Source organism: Streptomyces sp. NPDC044704 (assembly GCF_056433525.1).
Map to the genome: position 1 here is coordinate 502,815 of NZ_JBWKGY010000003.1, position 19,061 is coordinate 521,875.

The following is a 19,061-nucleotide window of genomic DNA, read 5'->3' on the forward strand; positions in this document are numbered from 1 at the left end:
GTTCACGATCCTGGTGGCGGGAACCGCGGAGGCGGTGGGGGCGACGGCGGTGATGCCGAGGGTGAGGGCGAGAACCGCGGCGGCCCGAACGAGTCCAGTGCGCATGACGAGGGTGTCCTTCCGGTACGAGGTGAGGTGCTGGGCATTCCTCCCCGTCGCCTGCCGTACGTCCCGCGGTGACGTCTCTTCGGCTTCGAGGTGGTGTCCGCGGGGTTTCCCCCGGTGACGTGCACCAGCTTCGCCTGCCGGCGGAGGCCGCGGAAGGGTGGCCGGCGGGACCGAAGCGGCCACGGCCAGTTCCGTCCCGCAGCCCTGTTCCCCCGGCCGCCGAGGCCCCCATCGGGGGCCCTCCGCCGGCGTCGAGGTCCCCCGTCGGGAGGCGGGAGGGCACCCCGTACGCTCGACCGCATGGACGTACTCATCGATGTCTTCGTCGGCCTGCACATCATCGGGATCGCCTCGCTGCTGGGCGGCTTCCTGACCCAGATGAAGGCGATGAGCGCCGGCACGGCCCGCTTCGTGCCCGCGATGCTGCACGGCGCGCTGACCATGCTCGTGACGGGCGTCCTGCTCGTCGGCTTCCGCGAGATGGGCGACGGCCCCGCGCTGAACAACGTCAAGATCGGCGTGAAGCTCGCGGTCCTGTTCGTGATCCTGGCCCTCGTCTACGTCAAGCGCGACGACGAGCACGTCGACAAGCGCCTCTTCGCGACGGTCGGCGGACTGACCATGGTCAACATCTTTATCGCCGTCCTCTGGCACTGACCGGTCAAGCACGGTCGGAGACGGCCACTTCGGACCATCTCGTCATCGTCCCGTGACCTTCGGGTCTAGCGTCCTCCCCCAAGACCGACGGAAGGACGTGAGGCCCCCGTGGCCAGTCATCGAAAGCCCAGGCAGCGCCCGTTCAGCGGCGGCACCGTACGGACCGCCGCCACGCTCGCCCTCGCGGGCGCTGCCACCACCACCGCCTTCGAAGGCACTTCCCACGCCGACCCCACGCCGACCCCCGCCCAGGTCAAGGCGGACGTCGACCGGCTGTACGAGGAGGCCGAGGCCGCGACCGAGCGGTACAACGGGGCGAAGGAGCAGGCCGACGAGGCCGAGCGGGCGCTGACCGGCCTGCGCGAGGAGTCCGCCCGCCGCGCGGACCGGTTGAACACCGCCCGCACCTCACTCGGATCGCTCGCCGCCACCCAGTACCGCAGCGGCGGCCTGGGTCCCGCCCTCCAGCTGGCCATGGCCACCGATCCGCAGGACTACCTCGACCGGGCCTCGCTCCTGACCCGGGCCGGCGAGCGCACCGCCGCCCACGTGTCCTCGGTGCGCCGCGGCCTCGACGACGTGGGCAGGCTGCGCGACCAGGCCGCCGGACGGCTCGCGGACCTGCGCGCCCGGCAGGGCGAGATCGCCCGGCACAAGGCCACCGCCGAGGCCAAGCTCAGCACCGCGAAGGGCCTGCTGGCCCGGCTCACCGCCGAGGAGCGGGCCGCGTACGAGGCACGGACCGGGACCGGGTCCGCCCCCGCCGGTGCGCCCGGTACGCCTGGCACTCCCCCGCCCCCGGCGCCCGCCGACGGCTCCCGCGCGGCCCGGGCCGTGGCCTTCGCATACGGGGCGATCGGCAAGCCGTACGTCTGGGGCGCGACGGGGCCGGGCTCCTTCGACTGCTCCGGTCTGACGCAGGCGGCGTGGCGTGCGGCCGGGGTGTCCCTGCCCCGCACCACCTACACGCAGATCAACGCCGGGCAGCGCGTGTCGCGCGGCCAACTGGCCCCCGGTGACCTGGTCTTCTTCTACTCCGGGGTCACGCACGTCGGCATGTACGTCGGCAACGGCCAGATGATCCACGCCCCGCGCCCCGGTTCCACCGTCCGGCTCGCCCCGGTCGACTCCATGCCCTGGGCGGGCGCCTCCCGCCCCGCGTGAACACGGCCGCGGCTACGGCGCCTTGACGGTCCTGCTCAGCCAGTCGAAGGTCTGCGGGAGCTGCTTCGACCAGGAGTCGAGGTTGTGGCCGCCGGTCACCTTCTCCGCGTGGACCACGGTCGGGTTCTTCGCGATGCCCTTGAGGTCCGTACCGGACAGGTAGCCGTCGTGCTCGGCGCCCGACATCCACAGGGACACGGGCGGCGGGGTGGGTGCGGAGCCCAGCAGGTGCTTGAGGTTGTGGGTGCGGCGCAGTTCCGGGTCCTGGGCGACCAGCGAGGAGGGTTCCTGGCCGGGGTCGTTGTAGCCGGACAGCGAGACGGCCGCGCCGTAGCGGTCGGGGTGGAGGATCGCCAGCTTGGCGGCGCAGTACGCGCCGGCGGAGTACCCGGCCACGCCCCAGGTGCGGGCCTCGTCCGAGGTCCGGAAGTTGTCGGTGACCATCTTGCGGACGTCGACGCTGAACCAGCTGTCGGCGTTGACCTTGCCGGGGAGGTTGGCGCAGCCGGTGTCGGCGTTGCCGAGGAGCATCGCGCGCGGCGAGACGAGGATGAACGGCTGGACCTTGCCGCTCTTCATGAGCGGTTCGAGGACCTCGTGGGCCTTGAGCCCCTGGAACCAGGACTTGCCCGTCCCGGGGATGCCGGGGATCAGTTCGACCACCGGGAACTTCTTGTCCTTGAAGGCGGGGTCGTCGTACTGCGGCGGCAGCCACACCATGACGTCGCCCTTGACGCCGGAGATCTTCCCGTCGAGCTCGGTCTTCTGCACGCGTCCGCCGAGGCCGTCGACGGGTTCGAACTTCTGCCGGACCTTGGGCTCTTCGCGGACCTGTTCGGCCTTCTTCCCGCCGAGCCCGTCGGGGCCGAGGTCGGGGGCGGCGGTGACGTAGGAGCCGGTGCCGAGGAGGTCGCTCCAGGAGGTGTAGAAGTTCATCTCCCGGTTCACCGCGACGAACACCAGCACCACGGCGGTGACCTGGGCGAAGACCACCATCAGGGCGCGGGTGGCGACGCGTGCGGCGGCGGGGCCGCGCACCTTGCTCCACACGGCCAGCGGCAGGACGACGGCGATCGCGGTCAGGGCGACCGCGACCGCGAAGAAGGGGGTCCCCGTCAGGCTCATCACGCCCCCCAAGAGGGCGGACCGCCGTCCCCCGGTTGCGCCGCCCGCCTGCGGTGTGGATCACATCGCGGGCGGGCGGCGCGGCGGTGCGTCAGACCAGGCGGCGGGCCGTGGCCCAGCGGGTCAGCTCGTGGCGGTTGGACAGCTGGAGCTTGCGCAGGACGGCCGAGACGTGCGATTCGACGGTCTTCACCGAGATGAACAGCTGCTTGGCGATCTCCTTGTACGCGTAGCCGCGGGCGATCAGCCGGAGCACCTCGCGCTCGCGCTGGGTGAGCCGGTCCATGTCCTCGTCCACGGGCGGCGCGTCCGTCGACGCGAAGGCGTCCAGGACGAAGCCGGCCAGCCGGGGCGAGAACACCGCGTCGCCGTCCTGCACCCGGAACACCGAGTCCACCAGGTCGGTGCCGGTGATCGTCTTGGTGACGTACCCGCGGGCGCCGCCCCGGATGACGCCGATGACGTCCTCGGCCGCGTCCGACACCGACAGGGCCAGGAACCGCACCGGGTTCTCGGCCGCCGCCATCAGCGGGGCGCAGCGCCGCAGCACCTCGACGCCGCCGCCGCCGGGCAGGTGCACGTCCAGGAGCACCACCTCGGGGCGGGTGGCCGTGATGACCGTGACGGCCTGGTCGACGTCGGCGGCCTCGCCGACGACCTCGACTCCGGTGCGCGCGGTCTCCCCGATCTCGGCCTGTACGCCGGTGCGGAACATCCGGTGGTCGTCGACGAGCACCACCCGGACCCGCCTGGTCTCCGTCACCGCGTTGTCCTCGGTCATGCCGCCCTCTCCATCTCCAGCTCGACTTCCGTGCCGCCGTCGGGCGCGGACCGCAGCCGTGCGGTCCCGCCGTTGCGCTGCATCCGGCCGATGATCGATTCTCGTACGCCCATCCGGTCGTCCGGTACGGCGTCGATGTCGAAGCCCGGTCCGCGGTCGCGTACGGACACGAAGACCGTGTTGCCCTCGACCTCCGCGTAGACCTGTACCGGGCCCCCCTCGCCACCGTACTTGGCCGCGTTGACCATCGCCTCGCGCGCGGCCTGGATCTGTGCGGCCAGCTTCTCATCGAGGGGGCAGTCGCCGACGACGACGACCTCGATGGGGACGCCGTGGTGGTCCTCCACCTCGGCGGCGGTCTTCTTCACGGCCTCCGCGAGGGTGGCGGGCTCCTCGGCCTCGTCCTTGCCGGTGCCCTCGGGCTTGTACAGCCAGTTCCGCAGCTCGCGTTCCTGGGCGCGGGCGAGGCGGCGGACCTCGCCGACGTCCTCGGCGTTGCGCTGGATCAGGGTCAGGGTGTGCAGCACGGAGTCGTGTACGTGGGCGGCGACCTCGGCGCGTTCCTGGGCGCGGATGCGCATCAGGCGTTCCTCGGAGAGGTCCTGGGTCATCCGGATCAGCCAGGGTCCGGCGAGCAGGGCGACGCCGACGAGGACGGCGAGGGTGGCGGTGAGGACGTTGCCGAGCTGGGCGGCGGAGCCCCGTACGACGATGAAGACGGTCAGGCCGACGCCGACGAGGGCGACGCCCGCGAGGGCCCGGACGGCCTGGAAGAGGCGTCCGGGCCGGCCGGCGGCGGCGGCGCTCCAGTGGGCGCGGCGGGCGTTGTCGGCCTGGCGCCAGACGAGGACGACGCCGGCGCCGACGAGCAGGGTCGGCCAGATGTAGCGGCCGTTCGCGCCGCCGACGCGGAGCTGGGAGAAGAAGATTCCCGCGCCGACGGCGAGGGCGATCAGCCCGGAGATCTGCCCCTTGCCGGGCTTGCGCAGCCGGCGGGAGCCGTCGGGGAGGGTCTCGAAGAAGGAGTGGTGTCCGGTGCGGCCGCCCACGCCGAGCGGTACGAACACCCAGAACGCCGCGTAGAGCAGCACCCCCAGCCCGTCTCCGAACATGAACATGCCGAGGAAGGCGAGCCGGACCCAGAGCACGGGCAGCCCGAGGTGCCCGGCGAGGCCGCGCGCGACGCCGCCGAGCATCCGGCCGTCGGCGCTGCGGTAAAGGCGGCGCTGCGGGGTCGCGGGATCGGCGGGGTCCGGTGCGTGGGGGGTGCGGGTGGCGGCTGCTGCGGGCATGTCACCGATGGTCACACGTGCGCGGGACGCGCGGCATCAGGGCATCCCCCCAGTTCTGCCCGGGGGATATCAGGGTTGCGCCAGGGTCGGGCCCGGTGCCGCGGGGCTCCGCGGGCCGTCACCATGGAGCCATGACCGAAGTACACGACGCCCCGCCCGCGGATGCCGGGGCCCCCGCCGCGGCCCCACGGCCTCCCCTGCGCCGCAGCAAGCGCGACAAGGTCCTCGCGGGCGTGTGCGGCGGCCTCGGCCGGTACTTCGACCTGGATCCGCTGGTGTTCCGGATCGTGCTCGGCGTGCTCGCCGTCACCGGCGGCGTCGGCCTGATCTTCTACGGGTTCGCCTGGCTGCTGCTGCCCCAGGAGGGCGAGGAGGACAGCGAGGGCAAGCGGCTGCTGACCGGCCGCGTCGAAGGCGCCACGCTGGCGGCGGTGTTCAGCGCGCTGGTGGGCTGCGCCCTGTTCCTGTCGATGATCGACAACGGGGTGATGGGGGTCTTCTCGGTCCTGGTCATCCTGGCGCTCGGCGGGGCCTCGTACTGGTCCCAGCGGCACCGGCACACCTACGCCCCCGAGGCCGAGGCGCCGGCAGCGCACCGGCCGGCGCCGCCCGAGACGCAGGCCCCGCCCGTGCCCGGCAGCCCGTCCTGGTGGCGGGACCCGCTGGTGAAGGACGGTACGACCGGTCCGGTCGGCGCGACCGGCTACCTGTGGGGGCCCGACGACACCCCCGCGCCGTCCAAGGGGAAGGCGCGGAAGGAGCCGCGAACGGGCACCCCGGCGGCGGGGCGCGGCGGCGTCGGCGGCCGGGTGTTCGTCCTGGCCCTGCTGGCCGGGGGCATCGGCACCGCCGCGGTGTGGGAGGGCAGCGCCCTCGGGCACGCCCTCCAGGTGGGGCTCGCCTGCGCCCTCACCGTCTTCGGGCTGGGCCTCGCCGTCAGCTCCGTCAAGGGCCGCACCGGCTTCGGCACGGTCCTGCTGGCACTGATCACCGCGGGCCTGCTCGCGGCGGCCACCGCCCTGCCCCGGGAGATCGGCACCGACTGGCGGGAGGTCGCCTGGCGGCCGGCCGCGGTGGCCGACGTACGGCCCTCGTACGCGACGGGCACCGGCCTGGCCACGCTCGACCTGAGCCGGCTGGACGTGCCGAAGGGCACCACCGTGTCCGTCCGCGCGTCCGTCGAGGCAGGACGGCTGAAGGTGGTCCTCCCCCGGGAGGTCACCGCGAAGGCCGTCGTCACGGTCCGGGTCGGCGACATCCAGTTCCCCGGGGACACCGGTGAGGACGTACGGATCAGGAGCGGCGGCGAGACCCGCGGGGCGACGCTGCAACCCTCCCCCGGCACCGAGGCCGGGGGGACGATCGAGCTGCGCCTGAGCGCGGCCGTGGGACAGGTGGAGGTGACCCGTGCGGCGTCATGACTTCCAGCCGGGACGGCTGCTGGCCGGGCTGGTCCTGATCACGGCGGGGGTGCTCTACCTCCTCGACGCGGCCGGCGAGGCCGACGTGCCGTGGTTCCTGGTGGTGCCGATGGCCTTCGGCGGGCTGTCGCTCGCCGCGCTCGTCGGCATGATGACCTACGCGGTGCGCCGGGACCGGCGCCACCGGCTCGCCGAACCGGGAGAGCGCCGCAGGAGGGCGTCCAGCGACAGGTAGGGCGCCCCGGCGAGGACCAGCGGGAGCCAGGCGATCAGGTAGACGAGGTCGTTGCCGTAGTAGTACGGGGTGACCGCCCAGGAGACCGTGAGCCACAGGCTGAGCGCGATCAGCGCCCCGCCGGCGGCCGCGACCCGGGTCAGCAGTCCGGCCAGGGTGGCGAGGCCCACCAGGAGTTCGCCGACGGCCAGCACCACGGCGAAGCCGACGGGTGCCTTCAGGGCCAGGTCGACCAGGGCGGGGATCGCGGAGGTGTCGCGCACTCCACGCATCAGGTCGCCGATGGAACCGTCGCCGGTGGCGGACAGGAACGCGGAGTCGGTCAGCTTGTCCAGACCCGCGTAGACGAAGGTCACGCCGAGGAAGATCCGCAGGGGGAGGAGTGCGTACTGCGCGGCGCGGTCCCGAAGACCGGACGGAGTACCGGACGGAGTATCGGAAAGGACGTCAGTTCGGGTCACGTCCCATGCATACCCCGTCCCCGTTCACTCCGCCACGTCGATGCTGTAGCGGTTCGATTCCACTCCTGCCGCCGTGACCACCTGGACGTCGGTGCGCCCCGGTTCCACTTCGGCGGGGACCGGCACCGTCAGCACCGCGTCCGACGGGTTGGTGAAGCCGCCCGCCACCGGCACGAGCGGCACGTGGACGTGCACCGCCCCGATCCGTACGACCAGCCGGGCCAGCATCTCGGGGGTCTGCGCCCCGGGCGGCACGAAGCCCACGCCGCGGATCTCGATGTCGTCCCCGGGGCGGACGGCGGCGTCCAGGTCCCCGGGTTCCCGTCTGCGCACCACCGACAGCACGAGCGGGCGGCTGCCCTCGGCGTACTTCGCGGCCAGGTAGACGACCGCCGACAGGGCGACGAGCAGGGCGAGCGACCACGGCAGCCGGGGCAGCCGGTCGGGGAAGCGGGCCAGCGTGACGGCCGCGTACGCCAGCACGACCGTGGAGACCAGGACGTACTGGGCGTCCGGGAAGCTGCCCCGGCCGGCGTCGTCGGTCAGCAGGTCGGCGCCCGCGGGCCGGTCCGCCGGGAGCTTCTGAAGCCGCTGGTTCATGATCCGTACGGTGACCACCCGGCGCACCAGCACCGCGACACCGGAGGTCAGTCCGAGGACGGCCAGCAGCGGCAGCGCCCGGCCGAGCGCCAGCCCGGCGTAGAGGGCGTCCCGTTCGGGGCCGGGTGCGGAGGCGGCGAGCCGCAGCGCGGGCAGCAGCGCGGCGAACGCCGTCAGCACCAGCCAGGCGGCCGGGACGGCCTTGGAGGTGGACAGCCGGTTGTCCTCGCCGACCAGCGGGGCCAGCAGTCCGCCGCGCAGCGACTGGGCGCGGGCGGCGACGGTGAGCAGCCCGGCCAGGGCGATGACGGCCAGCAGCCCTGCGGTGCGGGCGGTGGACCAGCCGGTGCCGAGCGCGGTGCCGACCTGGACCACCAGCAGCACCCCGGCGGCGATCCACAGCCCGAGGACGGCCCGCCGGGAGAGCAGGTACAGCCAGGAGTGCCCGGCCTCGCGGCCGCGGTCGGCGGCCGTGCGGGCGGACAGGGTCAGTTCGTCGGAAACCCACTGGCGGGAGGCGCCGAGGGAGTGGGCCACGGCGGCCGGCACCCCCTGGCCGGCGGCGAACTCGTCGCGTTTCTCCAGGAAGGCGGCCACCGCCCGGCGGTGTCCCTCCCGTGCGCCGTGCGGGCAGTCGTCGCAGGTGCAGGCGCCGCCGTGGGTACTTCGGGGGATCTCTTGGACAGCCACGTGCGTGCCGCCTCTCTGAACTCCGGTGCAATGCCAGCGAATTGTGCACCACTGCGGCAGTGCTCCGGATTGCGCACGATGTCAGAGCAGGTGATTGTCCGTTCATGATGTTGACGCCACCGTCTGCCACAGCGGCTGGAAGCTCACCCACGCCGCCAGATCGCCGCCGAACCGCTCGTGCGTGGCCACCGCGTCGCGGTGCTCGATCGGTACCGGTTTCCCGGCCGCCCGGGCGATCAGCTGGACCTGCGCCGCCCGCTCGGCCGCGACGAACCACCACGCGGCGGCGTCCACCGAGGTACCGACCGTCAGCAGCCCGTGGTGGCGCAGGATCAGCGCCTTGTACGGGCCGAGCGCGCGGGCGATCCGCCCTGCGTCGTCGGCTCCCGCGTATTCGTCGAGGAGGGCGTGGTCCCCGTAGAAGGCACAGGCCTCGTGCGTGACGGGGGCGAGCAGCTCACCGAGGCAGGCCAGCGCGCGGCCGTACGGGGCCTGCGTACGGACGACCGCCACCGCCTCGGGGCGGGCCCGGTGCACGGCCGCGTGCACGGCGAAGGCCAGCTGGTTGACCCGGCGTTCCCCGTGGACGACCCGCCCGTCCCCGTCGACCAGCAGCAGGTCCCGGGGGCCGATGCCGGCGAAGGCCCGGCCGAAGGGGTTGACCCAGTAGCAGTCCTCGAACTCCGGGTCGCGCGCCGTGACGTGCCCGGCGACCCCGTCCTCGTACCCGAGCCTCGCGAACAGCCGCAGCGCCCCGGCGAGCCGCTCCTTGCGGTGGGCGCGCTCCGCGGCCGGGTCCTCGTGGACGGGCGGCATCTCGAACCGCAGCCGGTCCACGGGTACGGGCTCGGGCTGATCCGGCATGACCCCTCCTTCGCTCGCCGCGCAAGGTACCGGCGGCCCCGCCAAGTGGCCATACACACGGCGGAGCCGCCGCTCCCGGGAAGGGGGCGGCGGCTCCGTCAGGTGGTGCGGGCGGGGAGTCCTACTCCCACTCGATGGTGCCCGGGGGCTTGCTCGTGCAGTCCAGGACCACGCGGTTCACGTCCGGCACCTCGTTGGTGATCCGGGTGGAGATCTTCGCGAGGACCTCGTACGGCATGCGCGTCCAGTCCGCGGTCATCGCGTCCTCGGAGGAGACGGGGCGCAGCACGATGGGGTGGCCGTAGGTGCGGCCGTCGCCCTGGACGCCGACGCTGCGGACGTCCGCGAGCAGGACGACCGGGCACTGCCAGATCTCCCGGTCGAGGCCGGCGGCGGTGAGCTCGTGGCGGGCGATGGCGTCGGCCTCGCGCAGCAGGTCCAGGCGCTCCTTGGTGACCTCGCCGACGATGCGGATACCGAGGCCGGGGCCCGGGAACGGCTGGCGCTGGACGATCTCGTCCGGCAGGCCGAGCTCCTGGCCGACCATCCGGACCTCGTCCTTGAACAGCTGGCGCAGCGGCTCGACGAGCTCGAACTCGATGTCGTCGGGGAGACCGCCCACGTTGTGGTGGGACTTGATGTTCGCGGTGCCGGTGCCGCCGCCGGACTCGACGACGTCCGGGTACAGGGTGCCCTGGACGAGGAAGGCGACCGCGGGGCCGTCCTCCTGGAGGATCTCCAGCTGCGCCTGCTCGAACACGCGGATGAACTCGCGGCCGATGATCTTGCGCTTGGTCTCCGGGTCGGAGACGCCGGCCAGCGCGTTCAGGAAGCGCTCCTGGGCGTCGACGACCTTCAGCTGCACGCCGGTCGCGGCGACGAAGTCCTTCTCGACCTGCTCGGTCTCGCCCTTGCGCATCAGGCCGTGGTCGACGTAGACGCAGGTGAGCTGCGAGCCGATGGCCTTCTGGACGAGGGCCGCGGCGACCGCGGAGTCCACGCCGCCGGAGAGGCCGCAGATGGCGCGCTTGTCGCCGACCTGCTCGCGGATGGCCGCGATCTGCTCCTCGACGATGTTGCCGGTCGTCCAGGTGGGGGCCAGACCGGCGCCGCGGTAGAGGAAGTGCTCCAGGATCTGCTGGCCGTGCGTGGAGTGCATGACCTCGGGGTGGTACTGGACCCCGTACAGCTTCTTCTCGTCGTTCTCGAAGGCCGCGACCGGGACGACGTTCGTCGACGCGGTGACGGAGAAGCCCTCGGGGGCGGCGGAGCAGGCGTCGCCGTGGGACATCCACACCGACTGGTTCTCGGGGGTGCCCTCGAAGAGGGTCGAGCCGGCCTTGGAGACGGCCAGCGGAGTGCGGCCGTACTCGCGCGCGCCGGTGTTGTCGACGGTGCCGCCGAGGGTCGTCGCCATCAGCTGGAAGCCGTAGCACATGCCGAAGACGGGTACGCCGGCCTCGAACAGGGCACGGGCGTCGTCCAGGCGCGGGGCACCCTCCTCGTACACGGAGGACGGGCCGCCGGAGAGGATGATCGCCTTGGGGTCCTTGGCGAGCATCTCGGCCACGGGCATCGTGCTGGGCACGATCTCGCTGTAGACCCGGGCCTCGCGGACGCGGCGGGCGATGAGCTGGGCGTACTGGGCGCCGAAGTCGACGACGAGAACCGTGTCCGGGGCGCTGTCGTGGGCGGCGGAGGGTGCTTCTGGCACGGGGCGGCCTTCCGGCGGAAGAGGTGGCTGTTTTGTCGATTCTAACGGGGGCGGTAGGGCCCTCTTCGTCTCACCATCCGAACCGGCTTGGCCGGGAGGGGAACGGAAGGTAATAATCCCCTCCATGCGCAAGCAGCTGAGCTTCCTCTTTACCTATGGCACCGGCCGGTCCGGTCGCCATGGGTCATCGTGATGCTCGCTTGAGCCGCTGACTTCCCAGAGCGCCCCGGTCCGACAGGACCGGGGCGCTCTGGCGTTTCCGCTCCTGCCGGTCCCACCACCCACAGGAGGACGACATGACCACGATCACCACCACCCCCGAGCAGCTGATCGCCGACTCCCGCGTCCGCATCGACGCCATCGACGACCGGATCATCGGCCTGATCCAGGAGCGGATGGCCGTTTCGACCGTCATCCAGGAGGCACGGATCGGCTCCGGGGGCCGCCGGGTGCACCTGTCGCGCGAGATGGAGGTGCTGTCGCACTGGAGCGACGCCCTCGGCAAGCCCGGTACGGCGCTCGCGATGACCCTGCTGGAGCTGTGCCGGGGCCGGGTCTGAACCCGCGGGCGCCCGTTCGTCACCCGTCCGGGCCGTGACCGGCCCCGTGGCCCTTCGTTGGTGTGGATGTCCGTGCCAGCCAGGCGCGGGTCCGCAACACCACGCGTGGCTCCGCGGGAGCGATGAGACGTGACGCCCGACGGCGTGCGTCGTGGGACCTCGCTCCCTCGCGTGACCGGACGGCAGGGGACAGCAGCCCGGTCACCCCGTGAGGACGGCCGGCCCGGGGGACGCCCCGGGCCGGCCGTTCTCGTACGCGCCCCCTACGCGCGCCCCGCGCGGCGGCGCTGGAAGACCACGTACAGCGCGCCGCCCGCCGCGACGAGCGCGGCCCCGCCGAAACCGAGCAGGCCGGCCGTGCTGCCGGTGGGGGCGAGCGGGCCGCCGCCGTCCGTACCCGGCGCCGCCGCCGTCGCCGCCCCCGTGCCCGGCGTGCCCGCCGGGGTCTCGGAGTCCTCCGGTCCGGGGGCGGCGGCCGGGGAGCCCGGGGCCGTGGTGGCGGCGGAGCCCGTCGCGTTCCCCAGGAACAGTGCGGCGTCGTTGGCCCGGTACGGGTCGGAGGGGTGCCGCCGGGGTTCGCCCCGGGGGCCGGGCGCTCCCACGACGAGGGCGCCCTGCGCGTTGCGCACCGCCTTCTCGACCTTCAGCTCGAAGACGAACTCGATCCGCTCGGCCTCCCGCACCGAGGGTCCGGTGGCGCACAGGTAGCGGGCCGGGCCGCGCGAGCCGACCGCCCGGCAGCCGGCGGGAGCCCTGGTGACCTTCAGGCCCGGGGGCACGCGGACGTCGACGACGGCCGCCGGGGCCTCGGAGCGGGGGTCGAACAGCCAGGCCGGCCCGTGGTTGCGCAGTACGACCGCGGCCCTGACCCGGGCCCCGGCCGCGCCCCGCACGGACAGCGGCTCGACGCCGAGGTCCGTGGTGTTCGGCACGGCGAAGGCGAACTCGCGCCGGCCGGCCCGGGGGGCCGTGGCGGGTGGTGCCGGGCGCAGTGCGGCCGGGGCCGGCCTGCTGACGGCGGTCAGCTTCCGGCCCGCTACGGCCGGCCGGTCCGTGCCGGACCGGTCCGGGCCCGGCGGCGCGGGGGCCGGGGCGATGCCGTAGCCGAGCAGTTCGGTGCGGGCGTGCGCGGCCGCCCGCAGGTGGAGCGGGCTGTCCGCGGCCAGCTCGTAGGTCCCGCCCGCCTCGAAGTCGCCCTCGACGGCGCACCGGGCCGTGGTCGAGGTCGGGCCGGTGCGGTAGGAGCAGTTGTCGTACCGTTCCGTCAGTTCGAGGCCGCGGGTGGTGGTGAGTTCCAGGACCACGCCCCGCGCCGGCTGGGTGCCCCGGTTCGCGAAGGCGAGCGGCAGCGGCTGGCTCTCGCCCGGTTTCGGATCGCGCTTGAGCCGCATCTCCTCCACGACCAGCTCGGGTCCGCCGACCGTGATCCGGGTGACGGCCGGCGCGATGGTGACGCCCGCCGCCCTGCCGGTGACCGTGACCGTGCCGGTCGCGCCCCTCGCGCCGCCCGGCTCGGCGGTGACGTCGAGGTCGATGCCCGTACTCGTGCCCGGTGCCGGCTCCCGCACGGTGCAGACGAGCGTGGTGCCCACCGCCGTGCACGTCCGCACGGGTGCGCCGCCTCCCTCCCGGACGCTCGCCACCCCGGCGATCCCGCTCAGGTCGACGGTGAAGGTGACGTCACCGCCCCCGAAGCCCTCCGCCCCGGCCGCCCCGAGCCCCTGGACCGCGCCCGGCAGGGCCACGCGGAAGGCCAGCGGCGTCGGCACCGGGTCACCCGTCGCCGGGTGCGGCGGGAGGGAGAGCGCGGCCGGGCCGGTCAGCGGGAGAACGGTTTCCGCGGCGTGGGCGGAGGGGACGACCGACCCTGCGGCGACCAGGCCGCACACGGCCAGCAGGGCGATGCGCTGTCTCATGCACCCTTGACCGCCGGACCGCCTTCACAGTTGCGTACTTCACCATGTGACCGACACCACAGCCCCGGAGCGAGGATTCCGGTACAACCTTCTCCGGCGACCGCCTGTCACTCATGTACTGCGGTGAGTACCGCGCTCGGAGGGGGAGCGCGGTACTCACCGTCGTCATTCCCCGGGTTCCGATTGCCTGCGCGGCACGTCCGGGACCGCCAGGAAGGGCAGCCGCAGTGCCCCGAAGGCCTCCTTCGGCACCGTCGGCCGGTTCGGCTCCACCGCCGCCAGCCGTACGTACGCCTGCGACTGCGCGGGCCGCTGGTCCGGTTCCCCCTTGTTGGGCCAGTACGACATCGCCCGCTCGGCCTGCGCCGTGATCGTCAGCGACGGGTTGACCCCGAGGTTCGCGGAGACCGCCGAGCCGTCGACGACCGAGATGCCCGGGTGCCCGTAGAGCCGGTGGTACGGGTCGACGACGCCCTCCCGCGGCGAGGCGCCGATGGGGCAGCCGCCGAGGAAGTGCGCGGTCAGCGGGGTCCCCATCAGTTCGCCGACGTTGCTCCCCGCGAAGCCGTTGATCTCCTCGGCCAGCAGGGTCGCGGCCCGCGTCGCCTCCTCGATCTGCACCGGGTTGGGGGCTCCGTGGCCCTGCCGGGCGGTGAGCAGGCCCTTGCCGATGCCGCCGGGCTTGCGGTACGTCGTCAGGGAGTTGTCCAGCGACTGCATGACGAGGCCGATGATCGTGCGCTCCGACCACTTGCGGTTGGACAGCGACCGCAGCAGCTGGAGGGGGTGCCGGGCCGTGCGGCCGAACCAGGCCCGTACCCGGTGCCGGCCGTACGGCACCTGGAGGACGGTCATGAAGCCCATGGCGTTGGAGCCCTTGCCGTAGCGGACGGGCTCGATGTGGGTGTCGGCGTCGGGGTGCACGGACGAGGTGATCGCCACGCCCCGGGTGAAGTCCGCGCGGCGGTCGGCCCCGTGGCGCCTGCGGTAGCGGCGGTCGTCGGTCTGGGCGCCGACCAGGCCTTCGGAGTTGGTCCGGGTCAGCTCGCCGAGCCGCTCCGAGAGCCGGGGCAGCTCGCCCCGGTCCTTCATGGTGTGCAGGAGGGTCTGGGTGCCGTACGTGCCCGCCGCGACGACCACGTACCGGGCGCGGAGCACCTTGGCCCGGCCGCTGCGGCGGTGGTCGGTGGGGACGGTGCGGACCCGGTGGCCGCCGTCCGGGTGCTCGGAGAGCGCGGTGACGGTGGTCATGGGGTGGATGACGGCGCCCGCGCGCTCGGCGAGGTGCAGGTAGTTCTCGTTCAGGGTGTTCTTCGCCCCGTGCCGGCAGCCCGTCATGCACTCGCCGCACTCGGTGCAGGCCCTGCGCGCGGGCCCGGCGCCGCCGAAGTACGGGTCGGGGGCCTCCTCGCCGGCCCGGACCCTGCGCTCTCCCCCGGCGTCCTCGCCGTCGCCGAAGAAGACGCCGACCGGGGCCATGTGGAAGGTGTCGGCGACCCCCATCTTCTCGGCGGCGGCCCTGAGGTGGACGTCGGAGGGGGTCAGCGTCGGGTTGAGCCGCACGCCGAGCATCCGCTTGGCCTGGTCGTAGTAGGGGGCCAGCTCCTCCTGCCAGTCGGTGATGGACGCCCACTGCCGGTCCTCGAAGAAGGCCGCGGGCGGCACGTAGAGGGTGTTGGCGTAGTTGAGGGAGCCGCCGCCCACTCCGGCACCCGCGAGCACCATCACGTTGCCGAGCAGGTGGATGCGCTGGATGCCGTACAGCCCGAGGGCCGGTGCCCACAGGTAGTTGCGCAGGTCCCAGCTGTTGCGGGGCAGGCTCTCGCGGGTGAAGCGGCGTCCTGCCTCCAGGACGCCGACCCGGTAGCCCTTCTCGGTGAGCCGCAGTGCCGAGACGGCACCGCCGAAGCCCGATCCGATGACGATGACGTCGTAGTCGTAACCGTCGTCGTCGTGTGCGTCGTGTCCGCCGTCGTTCTCGTACGACACTGCCGTGCCTCCCAGTCGTTCGCGCCGGCTTCAGCGGAGTCGGAGTGCCTTGAGGACCTTGAGGCTGCGGGTCATGAACTGCGCGTACTGGGCGTCGTCCATGCCCAGCGAGGGGGCCATGGGGAGCAGCCGCTGATGGGCGACGGTCTGCGCCTCGGTGTACTTGAGGATGCCCTCGGAGCCGTGGCGGCGGCCGAGGCCGGAGTCCTTCATGCCGCCCATGGGCGACTGGGCGCTGCCGTACGCGGGGGCGTAGCCGTCGTTGATGTTGACGGTGCCGGTGCGCAGGCGGGCGGCGACGGAGTGGCCGCGGCGGGCGTCCTTGGTCCAGACGCTGGAGTTGAGGCCGTAGGCGGTGGCGTTGGCCTGGGCGACGGCCTCGTCCTCGTCGCTGAAGCGGTAGACCGAGACGACCGGGCCGAAGGTCTCCTCGCCGCAGACGGCCATCGGGGCTTCGACGCCGTCGAGGATGGTGGGTTCGTAGAAGAGGGGGCCGATGTCGGGGCGGGCGACGCCGCCGGCGACGAGGGTGGCGCCCTTGGCGACGGCCTCGTCCACGTGGCGCCGTACGGTCTCCAGCTGACGCTCGCCGACCAGCGAGCCCATGTCCGCCCCGTAGGCGAGGGCGCTGCCGAGCCGCATGGCCTTGGTGCGGGCGGCGAAGCGCTCCAGGAACGCGTCGGCGACGGAGTCGTGGACGTAGAGCCGCTCGATGGAGATGCACAGCTGTCCGGCGGAGGAGAAGCAGGCGCGGACGGCGCCGGCGGCGGCCTTCTCGACGTCGGCGTCGGCGAGGACGAGCATGGCGTTCTTGCCGCCGAGTTCGAGGCTGACCCCGACGAGGCGGGCGGCGGCGCCCTGTGCGACCTCGCGGCCGGTGCGGGTGGAGCCGGTGAAGGAGACGTAGTCGGCGTGCCGGACGATCTCGGGGCCGACGACGGGGCCTTCACCGAGGACGACCTGGAAGACCTCGGCGGGCAGTCCGGCCTCGATGAGCAGGTCACGGGCCCACAGGGCGGTGAGAGCGGTCTCGGTGTCGGGCTTCATGACGACGGCGTTGCCGGAGACGAAGGCGGGCAGCGCGTCGCCGACGGAGAGTTCGAGGGGGTAGTTCCAGGGGGCGATCTGGCCGACGACGCCGCGCGGCTGGCGCAGCTCGGTCACCTTGGTGAGGGTCGGCATGGCACCGGTGTGGCCCTTGGGGCGCAGATAGGCGGGCGCCTTGCGGCCGTAGTGGCGGGCGGCGACGGCGACGGCCTGGACCTCTTCGTGGGCGTGCAGCCGGGCCTTGCCGGTCTCCAGCTGGATGAGGTCGAGGACCTCGGCCTGCCGGTCGAGTACCAGGTCGTGGAAGCGCAGCAGCACGGCCGCGCGCCGCCGTACGGGGACGGCGGCCCAGGCGCCCTGGGCGGCGCGGGCCTTCGCGAAGGCCTCCGCCACGTCCTCGGGAGTGGCTTCGGGCAGGTCCGCCAGCTTGTCCCCGGTGAAGGGGGTGTGGTTGGCGGTCCGGCCGGAGCCGATCACTCCGCGGGTCAGCCGGGTGACCAGGTCGGGGGTCACCACGTCGGCGGCGGTACGGACGCCTGCCGGGGCCGGGGCGACCGGGTTGGTGGGCTGGGGTGCGGCGCGGAGGGGGGCGGCGGGGGCCTGCGAGTCCGTCATGGCGGTGAGCGTATTCCGCCGTGGGGCCTTTGGGTACCCGTGGGTAACCGGATTTTGCCAAGTCTGCCAGTGATTGCTGGCGCATTGGCTGCGGTGTGGCGCGATCAGCCCTTCTTGGGAGCCGCCTGCCAGCCGGTGAGCACCGTGTCGAACTGCTGGCGCATCTTCGTCCAGTCCGCCGCCGGCCCGGCCATGTACACCGCGTACTCGACGCCGTCCGGGGTGACGTACATCTGCTCGATGGCCCGGCGCGGTCCGGGGTACTCCACCTTCTCGGTCCAGGTGAAGTCCCACAGGGCCCCCAGGGCCGTGTCCCGGAAGCTGTTCTGGCGCAGGATCTCGCGCTTGTAGTCCATGCGCTCCTTGACCTGCCGCTCCATGTCGAGGACGTGCATGTACGGGTTCGGGTAGTCCGGGGTCGGGTCGATGGCGATCCGCAGCACGTGGCGGCCGTTGTCGGGGGTGTAGTCGATCTGGGTGCCGTTCATCTGGCGCCGCCAGCCGTCCGGGACGAAGAGGGTGAACCCCTCCGGATCCTGGACCCTGCTCCAGCCCGTGGGCACCGGCCTGGTCGCGGCGTCGCCGCCCGACACCGGCACGCCGGGGGAACTGGCCTGCGACGCCGTTCCGCCCTTGTCCCCGGCCTCGCCGTCGCCCCGGCCGTCGAGGTAGGTCAGCACGCCGAAGACCCCGCCGCCGCCCAGCAGCGCCGCCACCACGGCCACGACGGCCGCCCGCTTGAGCCGGCCCGGCCCGGACGCGGCGGGCGCGGCCGGGGGCTCGGTGAGTGCGGTGGTCGCGGTGGGACCGGCCGGCGGCTCCGGCTGGGCCTCCGGCTGGGCCGCGTCGCTCCCGAGGGGGTCGCGCTCCTCGGGGGTCACCGCGCGGGTGGGCACGTACGCATGGGCGGACTTGGGCTCCCGGCCCTCCATCGCCTCCAGCAGCATCTGCTCGGCCTCGGCCGCCGAGGGCCGCTCGGCGGGGTCCTTGCGCAGCAGCGCGGTGATGACGGGGCCCAGGGCGCCGGACTGGCGCAGGGCGGGCGGCTCGTCGTTCACGACGGCCTGGAGGCTGGAGATGGGCGACGTGCGGCGGAAGGGCGAGAGGGCCTCGACGGCCGTGTAGAGGGTGGCGCCGAGGGACCACAGGTCGGAGGACGGGTCGGGGACCCCGCCGGTGACCCGTTCCGGGGCCAGGTAGTCGATGGAGCCGACGAGTTCGCCGGTCCGGGTGATGGACGAGTCGCCCTCGATCGCGGCGATGCCGAAGTCGGTCAGCAGAACCCGGCCGTCCTTGGCGAGCAGCACGTTGCCCGGCTTGACGTCCCGGTGCAGCACGCCGACCGCGTGCGCGGCGCGCAGCGCGCCCAGCACGTGCAGCCCGATCCGGGCCGCCTCGCGGGGCTCGATGCGGCCGGCCGCCTTCGCGGCCTCGGCCAGGGAGGGGCCGTCGATGTACTCCATGACGATCCACGGCCGGTCGTCGTGTTCCAGTACGTCGTGGACGGTGACGACCGCCGGATGCTGGATCCGCGCGGCGGCCCGCGCCTCCTTCTGGGTGCGGGCGTGCAGGACCTCACGGTCGGCCTGAGCCACGTACAGACCCGCCGTCAGTTCCTTGACCGCCACGGTCCGGTGCAGCAGCTCGTCGTGCGCGCGCCACACCCTGCCCATGCCGCCGCGGCCGATGGGCTCCACGAGCCGGTACCGGCCTGCGAGCACCGCACCCGCGCCTGTCTGCTGTTCCACGAAACCCCGCCGCTCTGTGCACTTCGGGCCAGATTACGGAGCATGCGGCCGGTGCCGTAACCGCGCGGGGGCGG

General features: G+C 73.3%; 16 protein-coding genes. 5 read left to right on the forward strand and 11 right to left on the reverse strand.

All coding sequences use genetic code 11. The features are described from left to right. Positions 1–408: 408 nt before the first annotated feature. Positions 409–765: a hypothetical protein gene (locus AC07B0_RS09810; RefSeq protein ID WP_356870895.1), complete on the forward strand. Its 357-nt coding sequence runs from the start codon at positions 409–411 to the stop codon at positions 763–765. A gap of 108 nt (positions 766–873) precedes the next feature. After that, positions 874–1,929 carry a C40 family peptidase gene (locus AC07B0_RS09815; protein WP_478897508.1) on the forward strand — a complete coding sequence of 352 codons (1,056 nt, stop codon included), beginning with the start codon at positions 874–876 and terminating at the stop codon, positions 1,927–1,929. Positions 1,930–1,941: 12 nt separating this feature from the next. Here AC07B0_RS09815 and AC07B0_RS09820 read toward each other — a convergent pair whose 3' ends face one another. From AC07B0_RS09820 to AC07B0_RS09830, 3 genes are all read right to left on the reverse strand, one after another. Beyond that, entirely contained in the window at positions 1,942–3,054 is a 1,113-nt protein-coding gene (locus AC07B0_RS09820) for an alpha/beta hydrolase (RefSeq protein WP_356870899.1), read from the reverse strand. A 91-nt stretch (positions 3,055–3,145) separates the two neighbouring features. After that, a complete protein-coding gene (locus AC07B0_RS09825; RefSeq protein WP_356870901.1) occupies positions 3,146–3,835 on the reverse strand; it encodes a response regulator transcription factor in 690 nt (229 codons plus the stop codon). Continuing rightward, complete coding sequence (locus AC07B0_RS09830; protein WP_356870903.1) at positions 3,832–5,127, reverse strand: PspC domain-containing protein; 1,296 nt, start codon at positions 5,125–5,127, stop codon at positions 3,832–3,834. Before AC07B0_RS09830 ends, AC07B0_RS09825 begins: the two co-directional genes overlap by 4 nt. Before the next feature lie 131 nt (positions 5,128–5,258). Here AC07B0_RS09830 and AC07B0_RS09835 point away from each other — a divergent pair, with 131 nt between their 5' ends. Continuing rightward, a complete protein-coding gene (locus AC07B0_RS09835; RefSeq protein WP_356870905.1) occupies positions 5,259–6,548 on the forward strand; it encodes a PspC domain-containing protein in 1,290 nt (429 codons plus the stop codon). After that, positions 6,535–6,783, forward strand: coding sequence for a hypothetical protein (locus tag AC07B0_RS09840; RefSeq protein WP_356870907.1), 249 nt, complete (start codon positions 6,535–6,537; stop codon positions 6,781–6,783). Before AC07B0_RS09835 ends, AC07B0_RS09840 begins: the two co-directional genes overlap by 14 nt. Here the strand turns inward: AC07B0_RS09840 and AC07B0_RS09845 are convergent. From AC07B0_RS09845 to guaA, 4 genes are all read right to left on the reverse strand, one after another. Continuing rightward, positions 6,705–7,244 (reverse strand): DoxX family protein, encoded by a 540-nt coding sequence (locus AC07B0_RS09845; RefSeq protein ID WP_478897511.1) that lies wholly within the window; start codon positions 7,242–7,244, stop codon positions 6,705–6,707. The genes AC07B0_RS09840 and AC07B0_RS09845 overlap by 79 nt on opposite strands. 24 nt (positions 7,245–7,268) lie before the next feature. Continuing rightward, positions 7,269–8,534, reverse strand: a complete 1,266-nt coding sequence (locus tag AC07B0_RS09850; protein WP_356870911.1) for a hypothetical protein — start codon at positions 8,532–8,534, stop codon at positions 7,269–7,271. 102 nt (positions 8,535–8,636) lie between these two features. Then, complete coding sequence (locus AC07B0_RS09855) at positions 8,637–9,398, reverse strand: class II aldolase/adducin family protein (protein WP_478897512.1); 762 nt, start codon at positions 9,396–9,398, stop codon at positions 8,637–8,639. 121 nt (positions 9,399–9,519) lie between these two features. Next, positions 9,520–11,112: a glutamine-hydrolyzing GMP synthase gene (gene guaA / locus AC07B0_RS09860; RefSeq protein ID WP_356870915.1), complete on the reverse strand. Its 1,593-nt coding sequence runs from the start codon at positions 11,110–11,112 to the stop codon at positions 9,520–9,522. A gap of 296 nt (positions 11,113–11,408) precedes the next feature. Between guaA and AC07B0_RS09865 the strand changes: the two genes are divergently transcribed. After that, positions 11,409–11,672 (forward strand): chorismate mutase, encoded by a 264-nt coding sequence (locus AC07B0_RS09865; protein WP_356870917.1) that lies wholly within the window; start codon positions 11,409–11,411, stop codon positions 11,670–11,672. Between the two features lie 263 nt (positions 11,673–11,935). On the opposite strand, the gene AC07B0_RS09870 is transcribed toward AC07B0_RS09865, so the two are convergent. The 4 genes from AC07B0_RS09870 to AC07B0_RS09885 form a co-directional block, all read right to left on the reverse strand. Then, the gene (locus AC07B0_RS09870; RefSeq protein WP_478897513.1) at positions 11,936–13,588 is read right to left on the reverse strand and encodes a hypothetical protein; all 1,653 of its coding nucleotides are present in this window, start codon (positions 13,586–13,588) and stop codon (positions 11,936–11,938) included. A 165-nt stretch (positions 13,589–13,753) separates the two neighbouring features. After that, positions 13,754–15,577 carry a GMC oxidoreductase gene (locus AC07B0_RS09875; RefSeq protein WP_469376422.1) on the reverse strand — a complete coding sequence of 608 codons (1,824 nt, stop codon included), beginning with the start codon at positions 15,575–15,577 and terminating at the stop codon, positions 13,754–13,756. A gap of 30 nt (positions 15,578–15,607) precedes the next feature. Next, positions 15,608–17,239, reverse strand: a complete 1,632-nt coding sequence (locus tag AC07B0_RS09880; RefSeq protein ID WP_478897515.1) for a succinic semialdehyde dehydrogenase — start codon at positions 17,237–17,239, stop codon at positions 15,608–15,610. 104 nt (positions 17,240–17,343) lie between these two features. Beyond that, positions 17,344–18,987, reverse strand: a complete 1,644-nt coding sequence (locus AC07B0_RS09885) for a serine/threonine-protein kinase (RefSeq protein WP_478897517.1) — start codon at positions 18,985–18,987, stop codon at positions 17,344–17,346. Between the last annotated feature and the right edge of the window lie 74 nt (positions 18,988–19,061).

What these genes read in the sequence shown, in the direction of transcription:
- AC07B0_RS09825 (WP_356870901.1), bottom strand. Translation starts at nt 3,835, where the DNA reads ATGACCGAGGACAACGCGGTGACGGAGACCAGGCGGGTCCGGGTGGTG.
- AC07B0_RS09820 (WP_356870899.1), bottom strand. Translation starts at nt 3,054, where the DNA reads ATGAGCCTGACGGGGACCCCCTTCTTCGCGGTCGCGGTCGCCCTGACC.
- AC07B0_RS09865 (WP_356870917.1), top strand. Translation starts at nt 11,409, where the DNA reads ATGACCACGATCACCACCACCCCCGAGCAGCTGATCGCCGACTCCCGC.
- AC07B0_RS09810 (WP_356870895.1), top strand. Translation starts at nt 409, where the DNA reads ATGGACGTACTCATCGATGTCTTCGTCGGCCTGCACATCATCGGGATC.
- AC07B0_RS09880 (WP_478897515.1), bottom strand. Translation starts at nt 17,239, where the DNA reads ATGACGGACTCGCAGGCCCCCGCCGCCCCCCTCCGCGCCGCACCCCAG.
- AC07B0_RS09835 (WP_356870905.1), top strand. Translation starts at nt 5,259, where the DNA reads ATGACCGAAGTACACGACGCCCCGCCCGCGGATGCCGGGGCCCCCGCC.
- AC07B0_RS09830 (WP_356870903.1), bottom strand. Translation starts at nt 5,127, where the DNA reads ATGCCCGCAGCAGCCGCCACCCGCACCCCCCACGCACCGGACCCCGCC.
- AC07B0_RS09855 (WP_478897512.1), bottom strand. Translation starts at nt 9,398, where the DNA reads ATGCCGGATCAGCCCGAGCCCGTACCCGTGGACCGGCTGCGGTTCGAG.
- AC07B0_RS09870 (WP_478897513.1), bottom strand. Translation starts at nt 13,588, where the DNA reads ATGAGACAGCGCATCGCCCTGCTGGCCGTGTGCGGCCTGGTCGCCGCA.